Annotated in this window: 18 protein-coding genes; 9 read left to right on the top strand and 9 right to left on the bottom strand. The window is 71.1% G+C overall.

The window, feature by feature from the left end; genetic code table 11:
• Positions 1-52: 52 nt before the first annotated feature.
• From Vau01_RS32835 to Vau01_RS32825, 3 genes are all read left to right on the top strand, one after another.
• On the top strand, positions 53-3,115 hold the full coding sequence (locus tag Vau01_RS32835; RefSeq protein ID WP_204000726.1) for a BTAD domain-containing putative transcriptional regulator: 3,063 nt from the start codon (positions 53-55) through the stop codon (positions 3,113-3,115).
• A gap of 208 nt (positions 3,116-3,323) precedes the next feature.
• Positions 3,324-4,295 carry an acetylxylan esterase gene (locus Vau01_RS32830; RefSeq protein ID WP_204000725.1) on the top strand — a complete coding sequence of 324 codons (972 nt, stop codon included), beginning with the start codon at positions 3,324-3,326 and terminating at the stop codon, positions 4,293-4,295.
• Positions 4,296-4,474: 179 nt separating this feature from the next.
• The gene (locus Vau01_RS32825) at positions 4,475-5,476 is read left to right on the top strand and encodes an NHL repeat-containing protein (RefSeq protein WP_204000723.1); all 1,002 of its coding nucleotides are present in this window, start codon (positions 4,475-4,477) and stop codon (positions 5,474-5,476) included.
• A gap of 40 nt (positions 5,477-5,516) precedes the next feature.
• On the opposite strand, the gene Vau01_RS32820 is transcribed toward Vau01_RS32825, so the two are convergent.
• From Vau01_RS32820 to Vau01_RS63685, 3 genes are all read right to left on the bottom strand, one after another.
• Positions 5,517-5,885 carry a DUF6841 family protein gene (locus Vau01_RS32820; protein ID WP_204000721.1) on the bottom strand — a complete coding sequence of 123 codons (369 nt, stop codon included), beginning with the start codon at positions 5,883-5,885 and terminating at the stop codon, positions 5,517-5,519.
• Between the two features lie 89 nt (positions 5,886-5,974).
• On the bottom strand, positions 5,975-6,427 hold the full coding sequence (locus tag Vau01_RS32815) for a hypothetical protein (RefSeq protein WP_204000718.1): 453 nt from the start codon (positions 6,425-6,427) through the stop codon (positions 5,975-5,977).
• A 15-nt stretch (positions 6,428-6,442) separates the two neighbouring features.
• Positions 6,443-6,979: an MmcQ/YjbR family DNA-binding protein gene (locus Vau01_RS63685; RefSeq protein WP_239152035.1), complete on the bottom strand. Its 537-nt coding sequence runs from the start codon at positions 6,977-6,979 to the stop codon at positions 6,443-6,445.
• Positions 6,980-7,020: 41 nt separating this feature from the next.
• Here Vau01_RS63685 and Vau01_RS32805 point away from each other — a divergent pair, with 41 nt between their 5' ends.
• Positions 7,021-8,058, top strand: a complete 1,038-nt coding sequence (locus tag Vau01_RS32805; RefSeq protein ID WP_204000717.1) for a Gfo/Idh/MocA family oxidoreductase — start codon at positions 7,021-7,023, stop codon at positions 8,056-8,058.
• A 7-nt stretch (positions 8,059-8,065) separates the two neighbouring features.
• Positions 8,066-8,737: a FadR/GntR family transcriptional regulator gene (locus Vau01_RS32800; RefSeq protein WP_204000714.1), complete on the top strand. Its 672-nt coding sequence runs from the start codon at positions 8,066-8,068 to the stop codon at positions 8,735-8,737.
• Here the strand turns inward: Vau01_RS32800 and Vau01_RS32795 are convergent.
• Positions 8,734-9,348 carry a TetR/AcrR family transcriptional regulator gene (locus Vau01_RS32795; protein WP_204000712.1) on the bottom strand — a complete coding sequence of 205 codons (615 nt, stop codon included), beginning with the start codon at positions 9,346-9,348 and terminating at the stop codon, positions 8,734-8,736. The genes Vau01_RS32800 and Vau01_RS32795 overlap by 4 nt on opposite strands.
• 159 nt (positions 9,349-9,507) lie before the next feature.
• Between Vau01_RS32795 and Vau01_RS32790 the strand changes: the two genes are divergently transcribed.
• Complete coding sequence (locus Vau01_RS32790) at positions 9,508-10,212, top strand: hypothetical protein (protein WP_204000710.1); 705 nt, start codon at positions 9,508-9,510, stop codon at positions 10,210-10,212.
• A 36-nt stretch (positions 10,213-10,248) separates the two neighbouring features.
• Here Vau01_RS32790 and Vau01_RS32785 read toward each other — a convergent pair whose 3' ends face one another.
• Genes Vau01_RS32785 through Vau01_RS32770 form a run of 4 tightly spaced genes read right to left on the bottom strand, consistent with a single transcriptional unit; the run spans position 10,249 to position 13,096 of the window.
• The gene (locus Vau01_RS32785) at positions 10,249-10,776 is read right to left on the bottom strand and encodes a TerD family protein (RefSeq protein ID WP_204000707.1); all 528 of its coding nucleotides are present in this window, start codon (positions 10,774-10,776) and stop codon (positions 10,249-10,251) included.
• Positions 10,777-10,806: 30 nt separating this feature from the next.
• Positions 10,807-11,226, bottom strand: coding sequence for a PPOX class F420-dependent oxidoreductase (locus Vau01_RS32780; protein WP_204000704.1), 420 nt, complete (start codon positions 11,224-11,226; stop codon positions 10,807-10,809).
• Positions 11,227-11,276: 50 nt separating this feature from the next.
• Positions 11,277-11,921: a LuxR C-terminal-related transcriptional regulator gene (locus tag Vau01_RS32775; protein ID WP_204000701.1), complete on the bottom strand. Its 645-nt coding sequence runs from the start codon at positions 11,919-11,921 to the stop codon at positions 11,277-11,279.
• Complete coding sequence (locus Vau01_RS32770; protein WP_204000698.1) at positions 11,909-13,096, bottom strand: sensor histidine kinase; 1,188 nt, start codon at positions 13,094-13,096, stop codon at positions 11,909-11,911. Before Vau01_RS32770 ends, Vau01_RS32775 begins: the two co-directional genes overlap by 13 nt.
• A 161-nt stretch (positions 13,097-13,257) precedes the next feature.
• Between Vau01_RS32770 and Vau01_RS32765 the strand changes: the two genes are divergently transcribed.
• Genes Vau01_RS32765 through Vau01_RS32755 form a run of 3 tightly spaced genes read left to right on the top strand, consistent with a single transcriptional unit; the run spans position 13,258 to position 15,643 of the window.
• Positions 13,258-14,058 (top strand): transporter substrate-binding domain-containing protein, encoded by an 801-nt coding sequence (locus Vau01_RS32765; protein ID WP_204000695.1) that lies wholly within the window; start codon positions 13,258-13,260, stop codon positions 14,056-14,058.
• Positions 14,058-14,864 carry an amino acid ABC transporter permease gene (locus Vau01_RS32760; RefSeq protein WP_204000693.1) on the top strand — a complete coding sequence of 269 codons (807 nt, stop codon included), beginning with the start codon at positions 14,058-14,060 and terminating at the stop codon, positions 14,862-14,864. The genes Vau01_RS32765 and Vau01_RS32760 overlap by 1 nt, the downstream gene beginning before the upstream one ends.
• Positions 14,861-15,643: an amino acid ABC transporter ATP-binding protein gene (locus tag Vau01_RS32755; RefSeq protein ID WP_204000690.1), complete on the top strand. Its 783-nt coding sequence runs from the start codon at positions 14,861-14,863 to the stop codon at positions 15,641-15,643. The genes Vau01_RS32760 and Vau01_RS32755 overlap by 4 nt, the downstream gene beginning before the upstream one ends.
• Here Vau01_RS32755 and Vau01_RS32750 read toward each other — a convergent pair.
• A complete protein-coding gene (locus tag Vau01_RS32750; protein ID WP_204000687.1) occupies positions 15,596-17,428 on the bottom strand; it encodes a glycoside hydrolase family 3 protein in 1,833 nt (610 codons plus the stop codon). The genes Vau01_RS32755 and Vau01_RS32750 overlap by 48 nt on opposite strands.
• Positions 17,429-17,487 lie beyond the last annotated feature (59 nt).

Below are 17,487 nucleotides of genomic sequence, written 5' to 3'. Positions count from 1 at the left end.
CGGCGCGTAGCGGCACAATGCCGGTGACGGTGCGTCCGGGGGACGGGAGTCGATGGCGCTGAACGGGTCTGAACGCGACGTGCGCGAGGGGCAACGGCTCCGCGACCGGCGGACGGCTGCCGGTCTCACGCAGCAGGAGCTGGCCGAGCGGGCCGGGCTCAGCGTGCGAGCGGTCCGCAACCTGGAACGCGGCACCGCCGGCCGGTCGCGGCCGGAGACGGTCCGCCGGGTCACCGCCGCGCTCGACCCGGCGGCAGGCCCGGCCCGCACCGCGGACCTGCACATCGGTGTGCTCGGCCCGCTGCGCGTGGAGCTGGCCGGCCGGCCCGTCGAGCTCCGCGCGCCGATGCTGCGCAACCTGCTCGGCCTGCTGGCGCTGCGTCCCGGTGAGGTCGTGTCGCAGGCCGAACTGGTCGACGTCCTCTGGGGCGACCGGCCCCCGCGCACCTGCCTGAACCTGGTGCAGGGCTACATCGTGCGGCTCCGCGACCTGCTGGAGCCGCGGCGCGGGCGGTGGGAGCCGGCGCGCATCCTGGTCACCTCCGCCGGCGGGTACGCGCTGCACCCGCCCGATCCGCGGGCGCTGGACCTGCTCGCGTTCGAAGCCGGCTGCGCGACCGCCCGCGCGGCCGCGGCCCGCGGCGACTCCACGGCGGCGCTCGCCGCCTGGGCCGACGCGCTGGCGTCCTGGCGCGGTGCCGCGGTCGCCGACGTGGAGCCGCGCGTGCGGCACCATCCCGCCGCCGTCGCGGCCGGCCAGCGCCGGATCGCGGCGACGCTCGAGTTCGCCGACCTCGCCATCGACGTCGGGTGTGCCGACCGGGTGGTGCCGGTGCTGCGCGACCTGGTGGCCGCGGAGCCGCTCGACGAGCGCCTGCACGCCCGGCTGATGACGTGCCTGGCCGCATCGGGACAGCGGGCCGCCGCGCTGCTGCTGTTCGAGACGGTGCGCGACCGGCTCGCGATGGAACTGGGCATCCCGCCGGGTACGGAGCTCGTCGCCGCGCACGACCGGATCCTGCGGGCACCGGCGGCGCCGCCGGCTCCGCAGCCGCGGCCGGTCACGGAGGCACCGCTGCCGGCCGACGTCGCCGACTTCGTGGGGCGCCGGCCCGAACTCGCGGCGCTGGACCGGATCGCGGCCGCCGGCCGGCCGGCGACGGTGGTGGTCACCGGCGTGGGCGGCAGCGGCAAGACGGCGCTCGCCGCGCACTGGGCGCACCACGTCGCCGGGAACTTCCCGGACGGCTGCCGGTACGTCGACCTGCACGGGTACGGGGAACAGCCGCCGATGTCACTGGACACGGCCGTCGACCTGTTGCTGTGGTCGTTCGGGCAGTCCGCTCACGCGGTCCCCGCAGATCTGGACCGACGCCTGGCGCTCTACCGCTCGGAGCTCGCCCACCGACGGACCCTGATCATTCTGGACAACGTGCGGACGGCGACCCAGGTGCGCCCGCTGCTGCCCGGCGCGTCGGCCAGCGTGGTGGTGGTGATCTCCCGGAGCCGGCAGGAGAGCCTGGTCGTGCGCGACTCGGCGACCCGGATCGACCTCGACATGCTGACCCTCGACGACGCCGTCGACATGCTGCGCACCACGGGCCGGGTGGCCGGCCGGAGCGCCGACCTGGCCCGGGTGGCCGAGCTGGCCGGCCGACTACCGCTGGCGCTGCAGATCATCGGCTGCCGGCTGGCCGCCGATCCGGCCGGCCTGGGCACGATCGTCAAGGGCCTCGACGTCGACCGCCTGGCGGAGCTGGAGATCGACGACGTCGACACGGGCGTACGGGCCGCGTTCGATCTGGCCTACCGGCCGCTCGCGCCGGCCGCCGCCCGTCTGTTCCGGCTGTTCGGGCTCGTCGGCGTGCCGTCCCTGCGGGGGCCGGCCGCGGGCGCGCTGGCGGGCTCTCCGGCGGGCGCTCTGCCGGGCGCTTCGCCGGGTGCGAGCGTCCACCGCCCGCTGGCCGACCTGGTCGCGGCGAACCTCCTGAACGAGACCGGCGGCCGGTACGAGATGCACGACCTGATCCGCGAGTACGCGCGCCAGCGCAGCGAACTGGAGGACCCGGCGGCGGAGCGGCACACGGCGGTGCGGCGGCTGGTCGACTCGTACCTCGATCGCGCCTATGCGGCGTACGCGCTGCTGAGCCCGCGCACCGCCGCGTTCCCACCGGACCTGGTCCATCCGCCCGACGAACCGCACGTGTTCGCCGACCGGGCGGAAGCCACGGCGTGGTTCCAGGCCGAGCGGGCGACGATCGCCGCCCTGGCCCGCACGTGCGTCGCGCACGGCTGGAGCCGGCCGGCGTGGCAGTTGGCGTCGAGCATGTTCGCCTTCAACCAGAGCCGCCGCCGCTGGTCGGACTGGATCGAGCTGTGCCGCGACGTGCTCGACGCCGTCCGGCACGACGGTGACCGGCTGGGCGAGAGCCGGATGGCGAACGTGCTCGCCGTCGCGCACAAGCAGCAGGGCGACTTCGTCGCGGCGGAGGCCCGCTACGAACAGGCCCTGCACGCGGCCGAGGAGACCGGCGACCCGATGGTGATCGGGCCGGTGCACGTCAACCTCGGCGGGTTGTACAACGTGTCCGGCCGGTTCGAACCGGCCGAGAACCACCTGCGGGCGGCGCTGGACATCGCCGGCTACGGCGACGACCCGCGCTACGGGCAGTTGCTCTGGCTGAACCTCGGGCACCTGCTCTTCAACACCGGGCGGTTCGCCGAGGCGGCCGACGGCCTGCGGCGCGGGCTGGCGCTCGCCGGGATCACCGGCGACGAGCACACCGCGGCCTACCTGCACCACGGGCTCGGTGAGGTGGCGTTCCAGCGGGAGGAACTGGCCGAGGCGGCCGGCCACGCCCGGGCCGCGTTGCGGCTGGCCACGTCGACCGGCGACCCGCTGCGCCGCGCGTACGCGCTCGACCTGTTGGCGTCGGCGACGATGGGCAGCGATCCCGGCCGGGCGGAGGCCGCGTTGCGGGAGGCGATCGCGCTCTGCGAGGACCTCGGCCACCCGCTGGCCGAGGTGGCGCGCGACGCCCTGAAGCGCCGCGCGCCCGACGACTGGCAGGCGGAGGAGCGCGAGCGGAGGTACCGCGTCAACCGCCTGCCCTGAGCGTCGTCGCCGAGCACGGCGATCACGACACGCTGATGGCAGCCGACAGCCACTACGCGCGGCTGTTCGCGCTGCAGGCCGAGGGTTACGCGGTCCGATGACGCCCTTTCTGCTGACGCTCGGCGTCGCGGTGCGCCGGTTCGGGGAAAGCGCCGCGCTCCCGGGATGATGTCTCCCGGACGTACCGGTCTGGGAGAGGTAGAGGCACATGCTGGTTGACTGGCCCATCGAGGAACTGCGGCGGTACCGGCCGGAGCGCGACGAGCCGAGCGACTTCGACGAGTTCTGGCGGGCCACCCTCGCGCAGGCCCGGGAGAAGGGGACGCCGGCCCGGTTCGAGCCGTTCGACGCGGGCCTGTCGACGGTCGACGTGCAGGACGTCACCTTCAGCGGGTTCGACGGTCAGCCGGTGCGTGGCTGGTTCCTGTTGCCCCGCAACGCGACCGGGCCGCTGCCCTGCGTGGTCGAGTACATCGGGTACGGCGGCGGGCGCGGGCTGGCCCACGAACGGCTGTTCTGGAGCGCAGCCGGGTACGCGTACCTCGTCATGGACACGCGTGGCCAGGGGAGCGCTGGTTCGTCGGTGTCCGACACGCCCGACCCGGCCGACGGCGCGCCGCAGACACCGGGCTTCATGACCCGCGGCGTCACCGATCCGCAGACCTACTACTACCGGCGCGTCTTCACCGACGCCGTGCGTGCCGTCGACGCGGCGCGCGAGCACCCGGCCGTCGACGCCACCAGGGTCGTGGTGACCGGCGGCAGCCAGGGCGGCGGCATCACGCTGGCCGCCGCCGGGCTGGTCGACGGGCTCGCCGCGGCGCTGCCCGACGTGCCGTTCCTGTGCCACTACCGGCGGGCGACCGAGATGACCGACGCCCACCCGTACCAGGAACTCGTGACGTATTGCCGCACCCACCGCGACACGGCCGACCGCGTCTTCTCGACGCTGCGCTACTTCGACGGCGTGAACTTCGCGGCCCGCGCCACCGCGCCGACGCTGTTCTCGGTGGCGCTGATGGACGCCGTCTGTCCACCCTCGACGGTGTTCGCCGCGTTCAACCACTACGCGGGCGAGCGGAAGGACATCACGATCTGGCCGTACAACGGCCACGAGGGTGGTGCCGGTTACAACCAGACGGCGCAGCGGGCCTATCTGGCAACGCTTTTCGGCGTCTGATTGTCTGGTACCGCTCAATTTACGCGGCGTGACCTTGCGCTCGTGACATCGATGGGTTTTGCTTGGCGCGATCATCTTCCGCAGACGCACGGGGGCGTCGGCTGAGGATGCGGCCTGGTTGTGTCATGGCCGTGTCATGCTCGTGCCCTCCCCCGTGCGCCACGCACGAGAGGGTATCCATGAAGAAGCGTTTGGGCGCTGCTGTCGCGGCGCTCGGGATAGGGCTGGCGGCGCTGGCGGGTGTGCCGTCGGCGTCGGCCGCCGAGCAGGTCGCCGGTGTCGAGGCGGCGCGTCCGCCGGCCACGCTCGTCGTACCGGGTGACGCCTACTACCCGGAGAGCATCACCGCCGCCGCGAACGGCGACCTCTACGTCGCCAGCATCACCACGGGCCAGGTCGTGGTCTTCCGGTCCGGTGTCTGGGCCGCCGAGACGTTCATTCCGGTGGGGGTCAACCTCGGCACCGCCGGCGTGCTCTTCGACGACGCCCGCAAGGTGCTGTGGACCTGCGACATCGACCTGAGCTTCCAACAGCCGACGAAGCTGAATGCGTTCAACCTCAAGGGCGACCTCGTCGCGTCCTACACGGTGCCCGACCGCGGCGTGTGCGCCGACATCGTGCTCGTGCGCGGTGCCGTCTTCATCACCGACACCGTCGACCCGACGGTGCAGCCGGCGCTGCCGGGCCGGATCCTCCGCCTCACCACGCCGAGTTCGACGTCGGCCGAGGGCGGCACGCTGAGCGTCTGGTCGGCCGATCAGGCGTTCACGTACCCCACCGGTGGCCTGCAGATCAACGGCATCGCCTACGACGGCAAGTCGGCCATCTACACCACGAACTACAGCGCCGGCACGCTGGTGCGCGTCGGCATCGCGGCCGACGGCTCGGCCCTCGAGGCCTCGAAGGTGCCGATCCCGCGCCTCCTGCAGAACCCCGACGGCATCCGGATGCTCGACGCCAACCGGCTGCTGGTCACGGAGAACCCGGGTGCGCTCAACGTCATCGACGTGCGCACCGGCCGGATCACGCAGGTCGGCACGTTCGACCAGCCCACGTCGGTGGTCCGCTCGGGTGCGTACCTGTGGGTGGCCGAGGGCCAGGTGCTGCGCCTGCAGCAGGGCCAGCCGCCGAACCTGCCGTTCAAGATCCAGCGCGCGCCGGTTCCGATCACCGACCTGTAGCGCGACGGTGAGGGGCGCCGTGCCGGTGCCCCTCACCGCCTCAGGTGACGATGTCCGAGATCGCGTACATCTTCCAGCCGTCGTCGGTGCGGGTGAACGCGTAGAACGCGGAGACGGTCTCGATCAGCGAACCGTCGGCCCGCACCCGCCGGCCCTCGTAGAGCACCACGTGCGCCTTGGTGGCGGAGACGGCGACCACCTCGTACCGGCTGTCGACCGTGGTGTGCCAGCCCTTGGCCGCCATCAGGCCGGCGGGGTCGATCGGAAACGTGTCGAACATGAGGACCCGGCCGTCGGCGATGTGCGCCAACGGATACGACACCACCGAGTCGATCCCGGCCAGATCGTTGGCGGTGAACGAGGACAGGTACTTCTCGTACGCCGCGCGCACGTCGTGTGCGTCACCCATTCTGCGAACGCTACCCCGTCGACCACCCGGCGCAGGAAGGCGGCGAAGAGCGCTTCGACCGGTACCTCGCGGTCGCCGAGCAGCACCGGCTAGCGGGCGCGGATGTAGTTCATGTGGAAGTCGAGGGCGTAGTCGGCGCCCGGCTTGGCCATTTCCCAGGCGCCGTCGATGCGGTTGCCGTCGTCGCTGAACGTGCCGACGTAACGCTGGCGGAAGTTCAGCGGCGAGAAGTCGGCCGCCTCGCGGAGCAGGGTCCACACGCCGCCGGTGAACGTCATCGCGTACACGCGGGTGACGCCCCGGGAGTCGAAGTAGTGCTGGATGAAGGCATCCGACGTGGCCGAGTAGACGCTCATGGAGTTCGGCGCGTCGGGGTGGTCGATCTCGGAGCGTTGCGTCAGGTAGGCGCCGCCGAGCGTCCACTCGAAGACGCTCCGGGCCTCCGGCGTCGGGCCGTCGACGTTCGCGGGATGCCCCTCGGGGAAGCGCACCTCCACCGTCCACTCACCGACGAACGCCCGAAGGTCACTGATTCCGGCCATGACCCGCACGATACGTCAGCGCAGCCCGGAACCCCGGCCGGCCAGCGCCTCCGACAGGATGCGGACGGCCTTCGGGCCCACGCCGTGCATGGCGAGCAGTTCGTCGGCGGAGCGGGTGGCGACCAGGTCCAACGTGGACAGCCCGGCACCGAGCAGCGCCTGGGTGGCCGGCCGGCCGATCGCCGTCGGCAGGTCGCTGCCCTCGGGCGCGATCCCCGCGTCGGCGGCGGCGATCGTCGCGGCAAGTCGCTTCGGCGCGCGGTGGAACCAGGCCGCCCGGACGAGGGCGTTCAACTGCTGACCGTTGACGTCGGCCAGTGGCACCCGGAACCCGATCGGCTTGTCGAAGCGGGTCAACCGTGAGCCGGTGGGATGGGCCGCCACCGCGTCGGCGGCGGCTTCGTCGGACATCTGGAGCTGAACGGTTCCCGCTGTGGTGACCGACGCGAATCCCTTGCCGCGTACCGTGAACGACACCATCCCGAAGTGCGTGCCTTCCTCGACCTCGGGGAGGGCGAGCGCGGCTTTACGCAGTTGGGCCACCGTGGTCATACGGTAGATGCTAGCCAGGCCGACAGGGCAGGATCGGTGGCGTGAGTGATCCCATCCGGACGGCGGTCGTCGGCTACGGCCTGGCCGGCAGCGCGTTCCATGCCCCACTGATCTCGGCCGACCCGGCGTACGAGTTGAGCGCGATCGTCACCGCCGACCCGGAGCGGTCCGCGGCGGCGGGCGCCCGGTACCCGTCCACCCGGATCGTGCCCGGGCTCGACGCGTTGCTCGCCGACGCGAGCGCGTACGACCTGGTCGTGATCGGATCACCCACGCCGACGCATGTGCCGGTGGCCGAGCGCACGCTGGACCTCGGCCTTGCGACCGTGGTCGACAAGCCGATGGCGGTGCGGCTGGCCGACGCCGAGCGGCTGATCGGGCTCGCCGCGCGGGCCGAGGTGCCGCTCACCGTCTTCCAGAACCGGCGCTGGGACGGCGACTTTCTCACGGTGCGCAAGCTGCTGCGGGAGGGCGCGCTCGGCGAGGTGTGGCGGTTCGAGTCGCGGTTCGAGTGGCACAGCACACGGCCGCGGCCGCTGTGGAAGAGCGGAACACCCGGCGTCGACGGGGGCGGCGTCGCCTACGACGTCGGGTCGCACCTCATCGACCAGGCGATCCGCCTGTTCGGGCCGGTCACCGACTTCTACGGCGAACTCGACGCGCGCGGGGCGAACGCCGTGAACGACGACGACAGTTTCATCGCCCTCACCCATGAGACCGGGGTGCGCTCGCACCTGGCGATGTGCAGCATCGTGGCTCAGCGCGGGTTCCGGTTCCGGGTGCTCGGGTCCGATGCCGCGTACACGGTGTGGGGGCTCGACGGCCAGGAGGCGCAGCTCAGGTCCGGAATGTCGCCGCTGGCCGACGAGTTCGGGGTCGCGGATCCCGACACCTACGGCAAGCTGGGACGCGACGGCGCGCTGACGCCCGTCCCCACCGAGCGGGGTGGCTACCGCGAGTTTTACGCGCGCCTTGCGGTGGCGCTCAAGGGGAACGGGCCGTTGCCGGTCGATCCGGGCGAGGTTCTCGAACCGATCCGAATCCTCGAAACCGTACACAGGCGCCGAAACATGGGATGATTCCCGGGTGGCGCTGACCGACGAGGCCATCGACAAGATCAAGGGCATGATCATCTCCGGCGAACTCGGTCCCGGCGACCGCTTGCCGAAGGAGGCCGACCTCGCCGAACGGCTGGGCCTGTCCCGCAACTCGTTGCGGGAGGCGGTCAAGGCGCTGTCGATGATCCGCGTCCTCGACGTCCGGCAGGGCGACGGAACATATGTGACGAGCCTGGAGCCCAACCTGCTGCTCGACGCGCTCAGTTTCGTCGTGGACTTCCACCGCGACGACAAGGTGCTGCAGTTCCTGGAGGTGCGCCGCATCCTCGAACCCGCCGCTACCGCGCTGGCCGCCGAACGCATGACCGACGCCGGCATCGCGCACCTGCAGGCGACCCTCGACCGGCTCGGCGCCCGGCCGTCGATCGAGGCACTCGTCGAGAACGACCTGGAGTTCCACCGGCAGATCGCGGCCGGCTCGGAGAACGACGTGCTGTGCTCCCTGATCGACGGGCTGTCCGGCCCGACCACCCGGGCCCGGATCTGGCGCGGGCTCACCCAGGAGGGCGCCGCCGACCGCACGCGCGAGCAGCACCAGGCGATCGTCGACGCGATCGCCGCGCGGCAACCCGAGGTGGCCCGCTCGTGGGCGACGGTGCACGTCGCCGGCGTCGAGCAGTGGCTGCGGCGGGCGCTCTAGCGGATCGAGTGGGTTCCCGCCTTCGCGGCCGCGATGGCGGCTGCGGCGGCCCGCTCGGCGACGGCCTCGTCGAGCGGTTCGTGGGTGACGAGCATCCGGTAGTAGAACGGGGCGCCGAGGGCCCGGATCACGTCGACCGGATCGGTGTCGGCGGGTAGTTCCCCGCGTTCGACGGCGTGGCGCACGGACTCGGCGGCGTGTTCGTTGCGCACCCGGAAGAAGTCGCGCAGGGCCCCGGCCGCTCGCGGGTCGTGCACGCCCGCGGCGATCAGTCCGAGCAGGATCGAGCGCCAGACCGGGTCGCTGTAGAAGCGGTAGATCCCCATCGCCAGCCCGCGCAGGTCGACGTCGATCGACCCGGTGTCGAGCAGCGGGACCGCGGTCGGGGTGACGTCGTCCAGAAGCTCCGCGAGCAGGCCGACCGGGTCGCGCCAGCGCCGGTAGACGGTGCTCTTCGCGACCCCGGCGGCCTCGGCGACGCGTTCCATGGTCAGGGCCGGGTATCCGTGCGCCTCCAGTTCGGCGCGGGTAGCGGCCAGGACTGCGGCGCGGACCCGTTCGGTGCGTCCGCGTGGTCGAACCGTGCCGGGTGCCGGGCGGTCGTCGAGCAACAGCGGCTCCTCCCTCGTGCGGTGGCCTTTCAGCCATGTTAACGCAATGAAAGTCTCTTCTACTGCCTCTAAAAAGACTGGTGTTGCGTTAGTGGCCGCATGGGGTTACGTTGGGCGCAGTTAACGCGACCTGAGTCTCGTTTAAGGAAGGGGACCGTTGTGTCCGAAACCACGCTCCGCCGGTACACCGGCCTGTTCGGCCTGATCGCAAGCCTGTTCATCGTCGTGCAGGTCCCGTTGTACTTCATGTACGAGATCCCGCCGGACTGGAACATCCTGACCCGCAGCCTCATCGGCATCACCGGCTGCACCATGTACATCGTCTATTTCCTCGGGCTCCGCCAACTCATCCGCCACGTCAACCCGGCGTACGACTGGATCGCCAGCATCGTCCAGATCGCCGGCGTGCTCTGGGTGGCGATGGTCTTCGTTCCACAGTCCATGGAGGTGGGCGCGGCGATCGCGACGGACCGCGACATCGACACCACGACGGAGGGACCCTTCGCCGCCGCCCAGTACCTCATGCAGGGCGCCGTTTCCCGGCTCCTCATGGCCCTGTTCCTGATCGCACTCGGTATCGCCGTGTCCCGGCTCGGCCTGCTTCCCCGCTGGGTCGGACGCTCGGCGTACCTGCTCGCGGCGATCAACCTCGCGTTCCTGCCCGCGGTGTACTTCGGCGACGACGCCGCCGACTTCTACAGCGCGCAGGGCTGGGGCACCACCGCGACGATGGGCGCCCTCTGGAGCTGGTGGACGCTCGCGGTGAGCATCAGCGTCCTGCGCAGCGCCCGCCGCGCCGCGACGCCCACTCAGGTCGCGGCGGCACACTCCTACCAGCAGTTCGCCGGCACGACCGCACGGTAAAGAGCGAGGGCTGAGGCGTGTCCCGACGGACACGCCTCAGTCGTCGACCTCCACGCCGAACTTGACGGCGAGTTCGGCCAGGCCGAACTCGTAGCCCTGGCCAACGGCCCGGAACCGCCACCGGCCGCCCCGCCGGTAGATGCGGGCCAGCAGCAGGCTCTGTTCGGTGGTCGCGGAGTCGAGGACCGAGCGGAGGTGGGGCACCCCCGCGCCGGTGCGCACCATCAGGTGGACGCCGCCGACCAGTCCGAACGTGTGACCCGGCGGCAGCGTCGCGGCGATCGTGATGCTGTCGACGTCCATGGGCACCTGGTCGAGCCGCACCTCCACCACCGACTCGTCGGTGCGGCCCAGCGTCAACTCGACCGCGCCGCTGGGCGCGAGCGGGGCGTTGTAGAAGACGAAGTCGGAATCGGCGCGGACCTCGTCGTTCCCGTCGGTGAGGAAGGCGACGACGTCGACGTCGACGGCCGGGTTGCCGAGGCGGGGCCAGCCCACGGTCACCGACCAGGTGCGCTCCTCGACCGGCAGATCGACGACGCCTCCGCGGGGCAGCACTTCCACGCCCGCGAGCGTATCCGTCCCCCGCCGGGATCAGCGGACCTGTTGCCCGTACACGTGCTCGACGCGCATCGTCATCAGCACCCGCCGGTCGGACACCATGACGGCGCGGTACTCGTCCCAGTTCGGGTGCTCGCCCGCCGCGGCGCGGTAGTACTCCACCAGCGCCTCGACCTCCGGGCCGGCCGGGTCGGTACCCGGGCCGACGAGCGTGGCCGTGCCGTCGGCGGTGGCCCACGACCAGCCGTCGGCGGCGGTGACCTCCACGGAGACCCGCGGGTCGCGACGCAGGTTCGCCGTCTTCGCCCGGCCCTCGGTCATCGACACGTAGAGGAGGCCGGCCGCCCGGTCGTAGAACGGCATCACCGGCGACAGCTGCGGACGTCCGTTGGCCCTGATCGTCGCGAGGATGCCGAGCCGGCTCTCCGCGAGCAACGCGTGCGGATCGAACATATCCGGGTCAAGTCGGTATTTGTGCCCGCTATTCCCGGGCTCCGGCGCCGTCAGGACCCCAGGTAGGCGAGCACGGCCAGCACCCGGCGGTGGTCGTCGTCGGACGGGGGCAGGTCGAGCTTGGTCAGGATGCGGTTGATGTGCTTGCTCACCGCCTTGTCGGTGATGACCAGCCGTTCGGCGATCGCCGCGTTCGAGCGGCCCTCCGCCATCACGGCGAGCACCTCGCGTTCCCGGGGAGTGAGCACCGCCAGTTGGGCCCGGCGCCGGCCGCCGCCGAGGAGCTGGGCCACCACGTCGGGGTCCATCACGGTGCCGCCGTCGGCGACCTGGCGCACCGCGTCGACGAACTGGCCGACCTCGCCGACCCGGTCCTTGAGCAGATAGCCCACCGAGCCGGCGCCGTCGGACAGCAGCTCGCGGGCGTACACCGGCTCGACGTACTGCGACAGGATCAGCACCGGGAGGGCGGGCACCAGCCGCCGCGCCGCGATGACGGCGCGCAGCCCCTCGTCGGTGAACGTCGGCGGCAGCCGCACGTCGACGACCGCGACGTCGGGTCGAAGTGCGCACAGCGTCTCCGAAAGACCGTCCGCGTCCTCGACGGCCGCGACCACCTCGAACCCGTAGGCGGTGAGCATCCGGACCAGACCGTCGCGCAGCAGCACGAGGTCCTCCGCGATCACCACCCGCACGGAAGCTCCATCTCGACCAGGGTAGGTCCACCGGCCGGACTGTCCACCCGCACCGTGCCGTCGAACGCCGCCAGCCGGCGCCGGATGCCGGTGAGCCCGGTGCCGCCGCGCGGATCGGCGCCGCCGCAGCCGTCGTCGCGCACGCGCATGACGAGCCGGCTCCCCGAAAATTCGACCGCCATCGCGATCGACGACGCGCCGCTGTGCTTGATGGCGTTGGCGACGAGCTCGGCCAGCGCGAAGTACGCCGCGGCCTCCATCGGCGCGGGCAGCCGCCGGTCGAGCCGCAGGTCGAGGTCGATCGGTACGGAACTGACCATCGCCAACGCGCTGAGCGCGCCCGGCAGCCCGCGGTCGGCCAGGATCGGCGGGTGGATGCCGCGGACCAGATCGCGCAGTTCACCCATCGCGCTGCGGGCGTCGGACCGCGCCTCGGCGAGCATCGCGCGTGCCGTCTCCGGGTTGGTCTCGAACATGTCCTCGGCCATGCCGAGGTTCATGGCCAGGGCGACGAGCCGCGCCTGGGCGCCGTCGTGGAGGTCGCGCTCGATCCGGCGCAGTTCGGCGGCGGACGCGTCGACGACCGCCGCCCGCGTCTCGGCGAGCCTTTCGACGCGGGCCGCGAGCACCGCCGCCTCGGTCGGCGCGAGCAGTTGCCCGGCGATCCAGCCCTCCGCGACGATGTACCACCGCGCGAACAGGAACGGGATCAGCGCGGTGGCCAGCCCGAGCGGCACCATGAGCCAGGCCAGGCGCATGTCGGTGACCGGGATCCCCTGGTAGGCGAACACCATGTCGGCCGGCACGATCCGGCGGAGGAGCGGCGTCAGCACCCCCATGACCGCGCTCGGCCAGCCCGCCAGCAGGATCAGGCCCACCGGCGCCAGCGCCGCCTGCGTGCCGAGCCAGCCGAGATCCCGCCGGGTCGCCGGATCGCTCCGCAGCGCCGCGAGCCGCTCCGGCGGGTCATCGGGCAGGGGCGCATAAAGCGAGGTGACGGGCGGAGCACAGCGACCGCGTTGGACCGTGGCCAGCCACCGGGTGCGGCCCACCACCCACCCGAACACCCGCGGCCACACCAGGCCGACGGCCGTGCCGAGCAGCAGACCGACCGCCGCGACGCCCATCGCGACGCTCAGCAGCACATGCCGAACCTCGCGCCAGATCCTCGTCACGGTCACCTCCCCTGAGCTCCCACCGATGCTAGAAGATCACCCGGCCGGGCTCGATGTCGTGCGCCCGCCTACCGGTGGGGGTGCCAGCACCACCACCAGATGAGTTACACATCTAGATTTGTGGATCTATACTGGCGCCCTACCTCAAGCGGGGAGGCGCAATGTCCATTCGCCGGTCGATCCTTGGTGTGGCACTCATATCGGTTCTGGTGGCGGGTTGCGGCGGCGACGACGGCGGTACCGCGCCCGGCGCCAGCGGGGTGGAGCTCGTCAAGAGCGGGAAGATCGTCACCTGTACCCACCTGCCGTACGAACCGTTCCAGTTCGAGCAGTCGGGCAAGACCGTCGGGTTCGACGTCGACATGATCGACCTGGTCGCGAAGAAGCTCGGTGTGCAGCAGGAGATCTTCGACACGCCGTTCGAGGGTATCCAGTCGGGTGAGGCGCTCAACTCGCGCAAGTGCGACATCGCCGCCGCGGCCATGACCATCACGTCGGCCCGCGCCGAGAAGATCCTGTTCTCCGAACCGTACTTCGACGCCGATCAGGCGCTGATCACCAAGAAGGGCAGCGGCATCAAGTCCTTCGAGGATCTCAAGGGCAAGGTGCTCGGCGTGCAGTCCGCCACCACCGGCAAGGCGTACGCGGAGAAGAACGCCGCGCCGCTGGGCGTCACCCTCAAGGACTTCGAAGACCTCGCGCTGGAGCTCAAGTCGGTGCAGACCGGCGGCGTGGCCGCGGCCATCAACGACATCCCGGTGCTGCTCGACTTCGCGAAGAAGAACCCCGACACCGAGGTCACCGCCACCTTCAAGACCGACGAGAAGTACGGCTTCGGCATGAAGAAGACCGGCAGCGAGGAACTCGCGAAGGTGGTCAACGAGGTGCTGGCGACGGCCAGGAAGGACGGCACCTACGCGCAGATCTACAAGAAGTGGTTCGGCGTCGAGCCGAAGAGCTGATGGCTGCGGTTCACAAGCTCAGTCGCCGAACGCGCACCCGGATCATCCGCGGCGCGCAGTACGGGGTGTTCGTCCTCGTCCTCGCGATCATCGGGTTCGCCGCCGACTGGGGCGAGATCCGGCGGGCGTTCCTCGACCCCGACGTCATCAAGGAACTCTTCCCGGAGATCGTCACCACGTACCTGGTGAACACCGTGCTCTACACGGTGACGGCGTTCGCGTTCGGCCTCGTGCTCGGGCTCGTGCTGGCGCTGATGCGGTTGTCGTCGGTGCCGCCGTACCGGTGGGTGGCCAACGTCTACATCGAGTTCTTCCGCGGCGTGCCGGCGCTGCTGGTGATCATCGCGTTCGGGTTCGGCATCCCGCTGGCGTTCGGCGGCGCGACGTTCCCCGGTGGGACGCTCGGCACGATCGCCGCGAGTCTCGGCCTGGTCGCCGCCGCCTACATGGCCGAGACGATCCGGGCCGGCATCCAGGCCGTGCCGCGCGGACAGATGGAGGCCGCCCGGTCGCTCGGCATGTCGCAGACCCGGGCGATGGTGTCGATCGTGCTGCCGCAGGCGTTCCGCATCGTGCTGCCGCCGCTGACCAACGAACTGATCCTGCTCACCAAGGACTCGTCGCTGGTCTACCTGCTCGGCCTCACGCTCGACGACCGGGAGTTGGCCAAGTTCAGCCGCGACATGCTCACCCAGTACGTCAGCATGACGCCGATTCTCGTGGCCGGGCTGTGCTACCTCATCATCACGGTCCCGTTGAGCTTTCTGGTGCGGCGACTCGAAGCGAAGGCGGCAAGGGCCAAATGAGCACGATCGAGGTCAGCGACCTGCACAAGTCGTTCGGCGACCTGGAAGTGTTGCGGGGCATCGACTTCCGGGTCGAGCCGACCGAGGTCGTCTGCGTCATCGGGCCGTCGGGGTCGGGAAAGTCGACGCTGCTGCGGTGCATCAACCTGCTCGAACAGCCGACCTCGGGCACCATCCGGGTCGGCGACGTCGAGGTCACCGACCCCGACGTCGACATCGACGCGGTGCGCCGCCGCATCGGCATGGTGTTCCAGGCGTTCAACCTGTTCCCGCACCTGACCGTGCTCCGGAACCTGACGATCGCGCAGCAACGCGTCCTGCGTCGTTCGAAGAAGGACGCGGACCGCGTCGCGCGCGACAACCTCGCCCGGGTCGGCCTCGCGGAGAAGGAGACCAGCTACCCGGCCCAGTTGTCGGGCGGGCAGCAGCAACGTGTCGCGATCGCGCGGGCGCTGTCGATGGGCCCGGACCTCATGCTGTTCGACGAGCCCACCTCGGCGCTCGACCCGGAACTCGTCGGTGACGTGCTGGCCGTGATGCGCAAGCTCGCCGGTGAGGGCATGACGATGCTCGTCGTCACGCACGAGATGAGCTTCGCGCGCGAGGTGGCCGACCGCGTGGTGTTCATGGACGACGGCGTGATCGTCGAGGAGGGTGACCCGGCGCAGGTGATCGGCAACCCGCGTCACGAACGGACGCGTACCTTCCTGCGCCGGGTCCTCGATCCGGCGTCAGCCGACGTATCGGAGACCGTGACCAAACGGGTAGAGGGCGCCTGACCCGTCTGCCTTCGGGATGGTGACCGGGAGCTTCCCGCCCGGGTTCACCTCGCCGAACAGCACCCGGGCCAGCGACTCGACCTGCCCGGCCGTGTAGCCGTACGTGGCCAGGTACGTCTGCGCGGTCGGCAGGTACGCGACGTCGTACGGGTTGCGCATCGCAGCGACGACCACCGGCTTGCCGGTTGCCACCAGCGCCTGCACGAACGCCTGCTGGGCGGCCGCCGACGCGGTGGGCTGGCCGGTGGCGACGTTGATGCTGCCGGCGTTGTTCGTCGACACCACCACCAGGTCGTTGGCCGCGGCCAGCGCCGCCACCTCGGCGATCCGCGCCGCGCTCGGCGTGGTGCCGGTCTCCGCGACGGTCGACGTCTGCCCGCGGGCGGTCAGAGCGGCGCCGAGCGTCTGCGTGGTCGTGACGCCCCAACCGGTGACGAGGACCTTGCGCGGGTCCTTGCTCAGCGGCAGCAGGCCGGCGTCGTTGCGGACGAGCGTCGTGGTCTTGTCGGTGATCGCCTGCGCGTCGGCGAGGTGCTTCGGCGCGCCGACGACCGTGGCCGCCCGCTCGACGTCGACGTAGCGGTGGAGGAACAGGCCACGCTTGAGCTTGAGCGCCAGGATCCGGGTGACCGACTCGTCGAGCCGCTTCTTCGAGATCTCGCCGCTGCGAACCGCGGCGAGCACCGCGTTGTAGGCGACGTCCATCTGCGGTGCCAGCACCAGCTGGTCGGCGCCGGCCTTGAACGCCTCGACCGGCGCGACGTTCGGCGGGTAGGTGCCGGTGGCGCCGCCCATGTCGAGCGCGTCGGTGACGATGAGGCCCTTGTAGCCGAGCTCGTTGCGCAGCAGCCCGGTGAGGATCGGCTGCGACATCGTGGCCGGCGCGCCGCTCGGGTCGACCGACTTCAGCACGACGTGCGCAGTCATGATCGTGTCGACGCCGGTGCGGATGGCCGACTTGAACGGCGGCAGGTCGATCGCCTCGAGCTGCGCGCGGGTGTGCGTCACCTCGGGCAGGCCGAAGTGGCTGTCGGTCGCGGTGTCACCGTGCCCCGGGAAGTGCTTGGCGACGGTGGCCGTGCCACCGGAGTGGTAGCCCTCGACCTGGGCGGAGACGATCCGCGACACCAGCGCCGGGTTCTCGCCGACCGACCGCACCCCGATCACCGGGTTCGCCGGGTTGACGTTGACGTCGGCCACCGGCGCGTAGTTCTGGTTGATACCGACGGCCGCGAGCTCGGTGCCGATCACCTCGGCCGACCGGTGCGCCGCCGACGTCGACCCGGCCGCGCCCAACGCCATGTTGCCGGGCATCGCGGTGGCCGGTGCGGTCAGCCGGAAGACGACCGCGCCGCCCTCCTGGTCGGTGGAGATCAGCAGGGGGACCGGTATGCGCTGCCGCGCCGCGGCCGCCTGCAGCCCGTTGGACAGCGTGGCGATCTGCCGCGGGTCACGGACGTTGTCGGGACCCCGCCGCGCGTCGAAGTAGATGACCCCGCCCGGCTTGTACTTGTCGATCACCTGCGCCGGGGTGTCGACGCCGTACAACCGCTGGTTCGACGCCGAGACGGTGTTCGCGTCCTGCCCGTACACCTCGACCACGAACAGCTGGCCGACCTTCTCCTCCACCGTCATGAACCGGGCCATGAGGGCGGCCAACACCGTGGCCGGGTCGACCGACCTCCCGGGGTTCGCCGACGCCGGCGTCGGCACCGCCATGACCGACAGGAGCACACCGACCACAGCGCCGCTGAACCATCTTCGCCAACCGATCCGGTTGTGCATGCCAACCTCCCCGTCCAGGGCCGGCGCACGTCTGGCGCCAGAGAAACTGGTCTATACCA

The sequence above is a fragment of the Virgisporangium aurantiacum genome (genome assembly GCF_016863635.1).
GTDB lineage: Bacteria > Actinomycetota > Actinomycetes > Mycobacteriales > Micromonosporaceae > Virgisporangium > Virgisporangium aurantiacum.
Note: the sequence above shows the minus strand (reverse complement) of the source record. Positions and strands in the feature narration are given on the sequence as shown.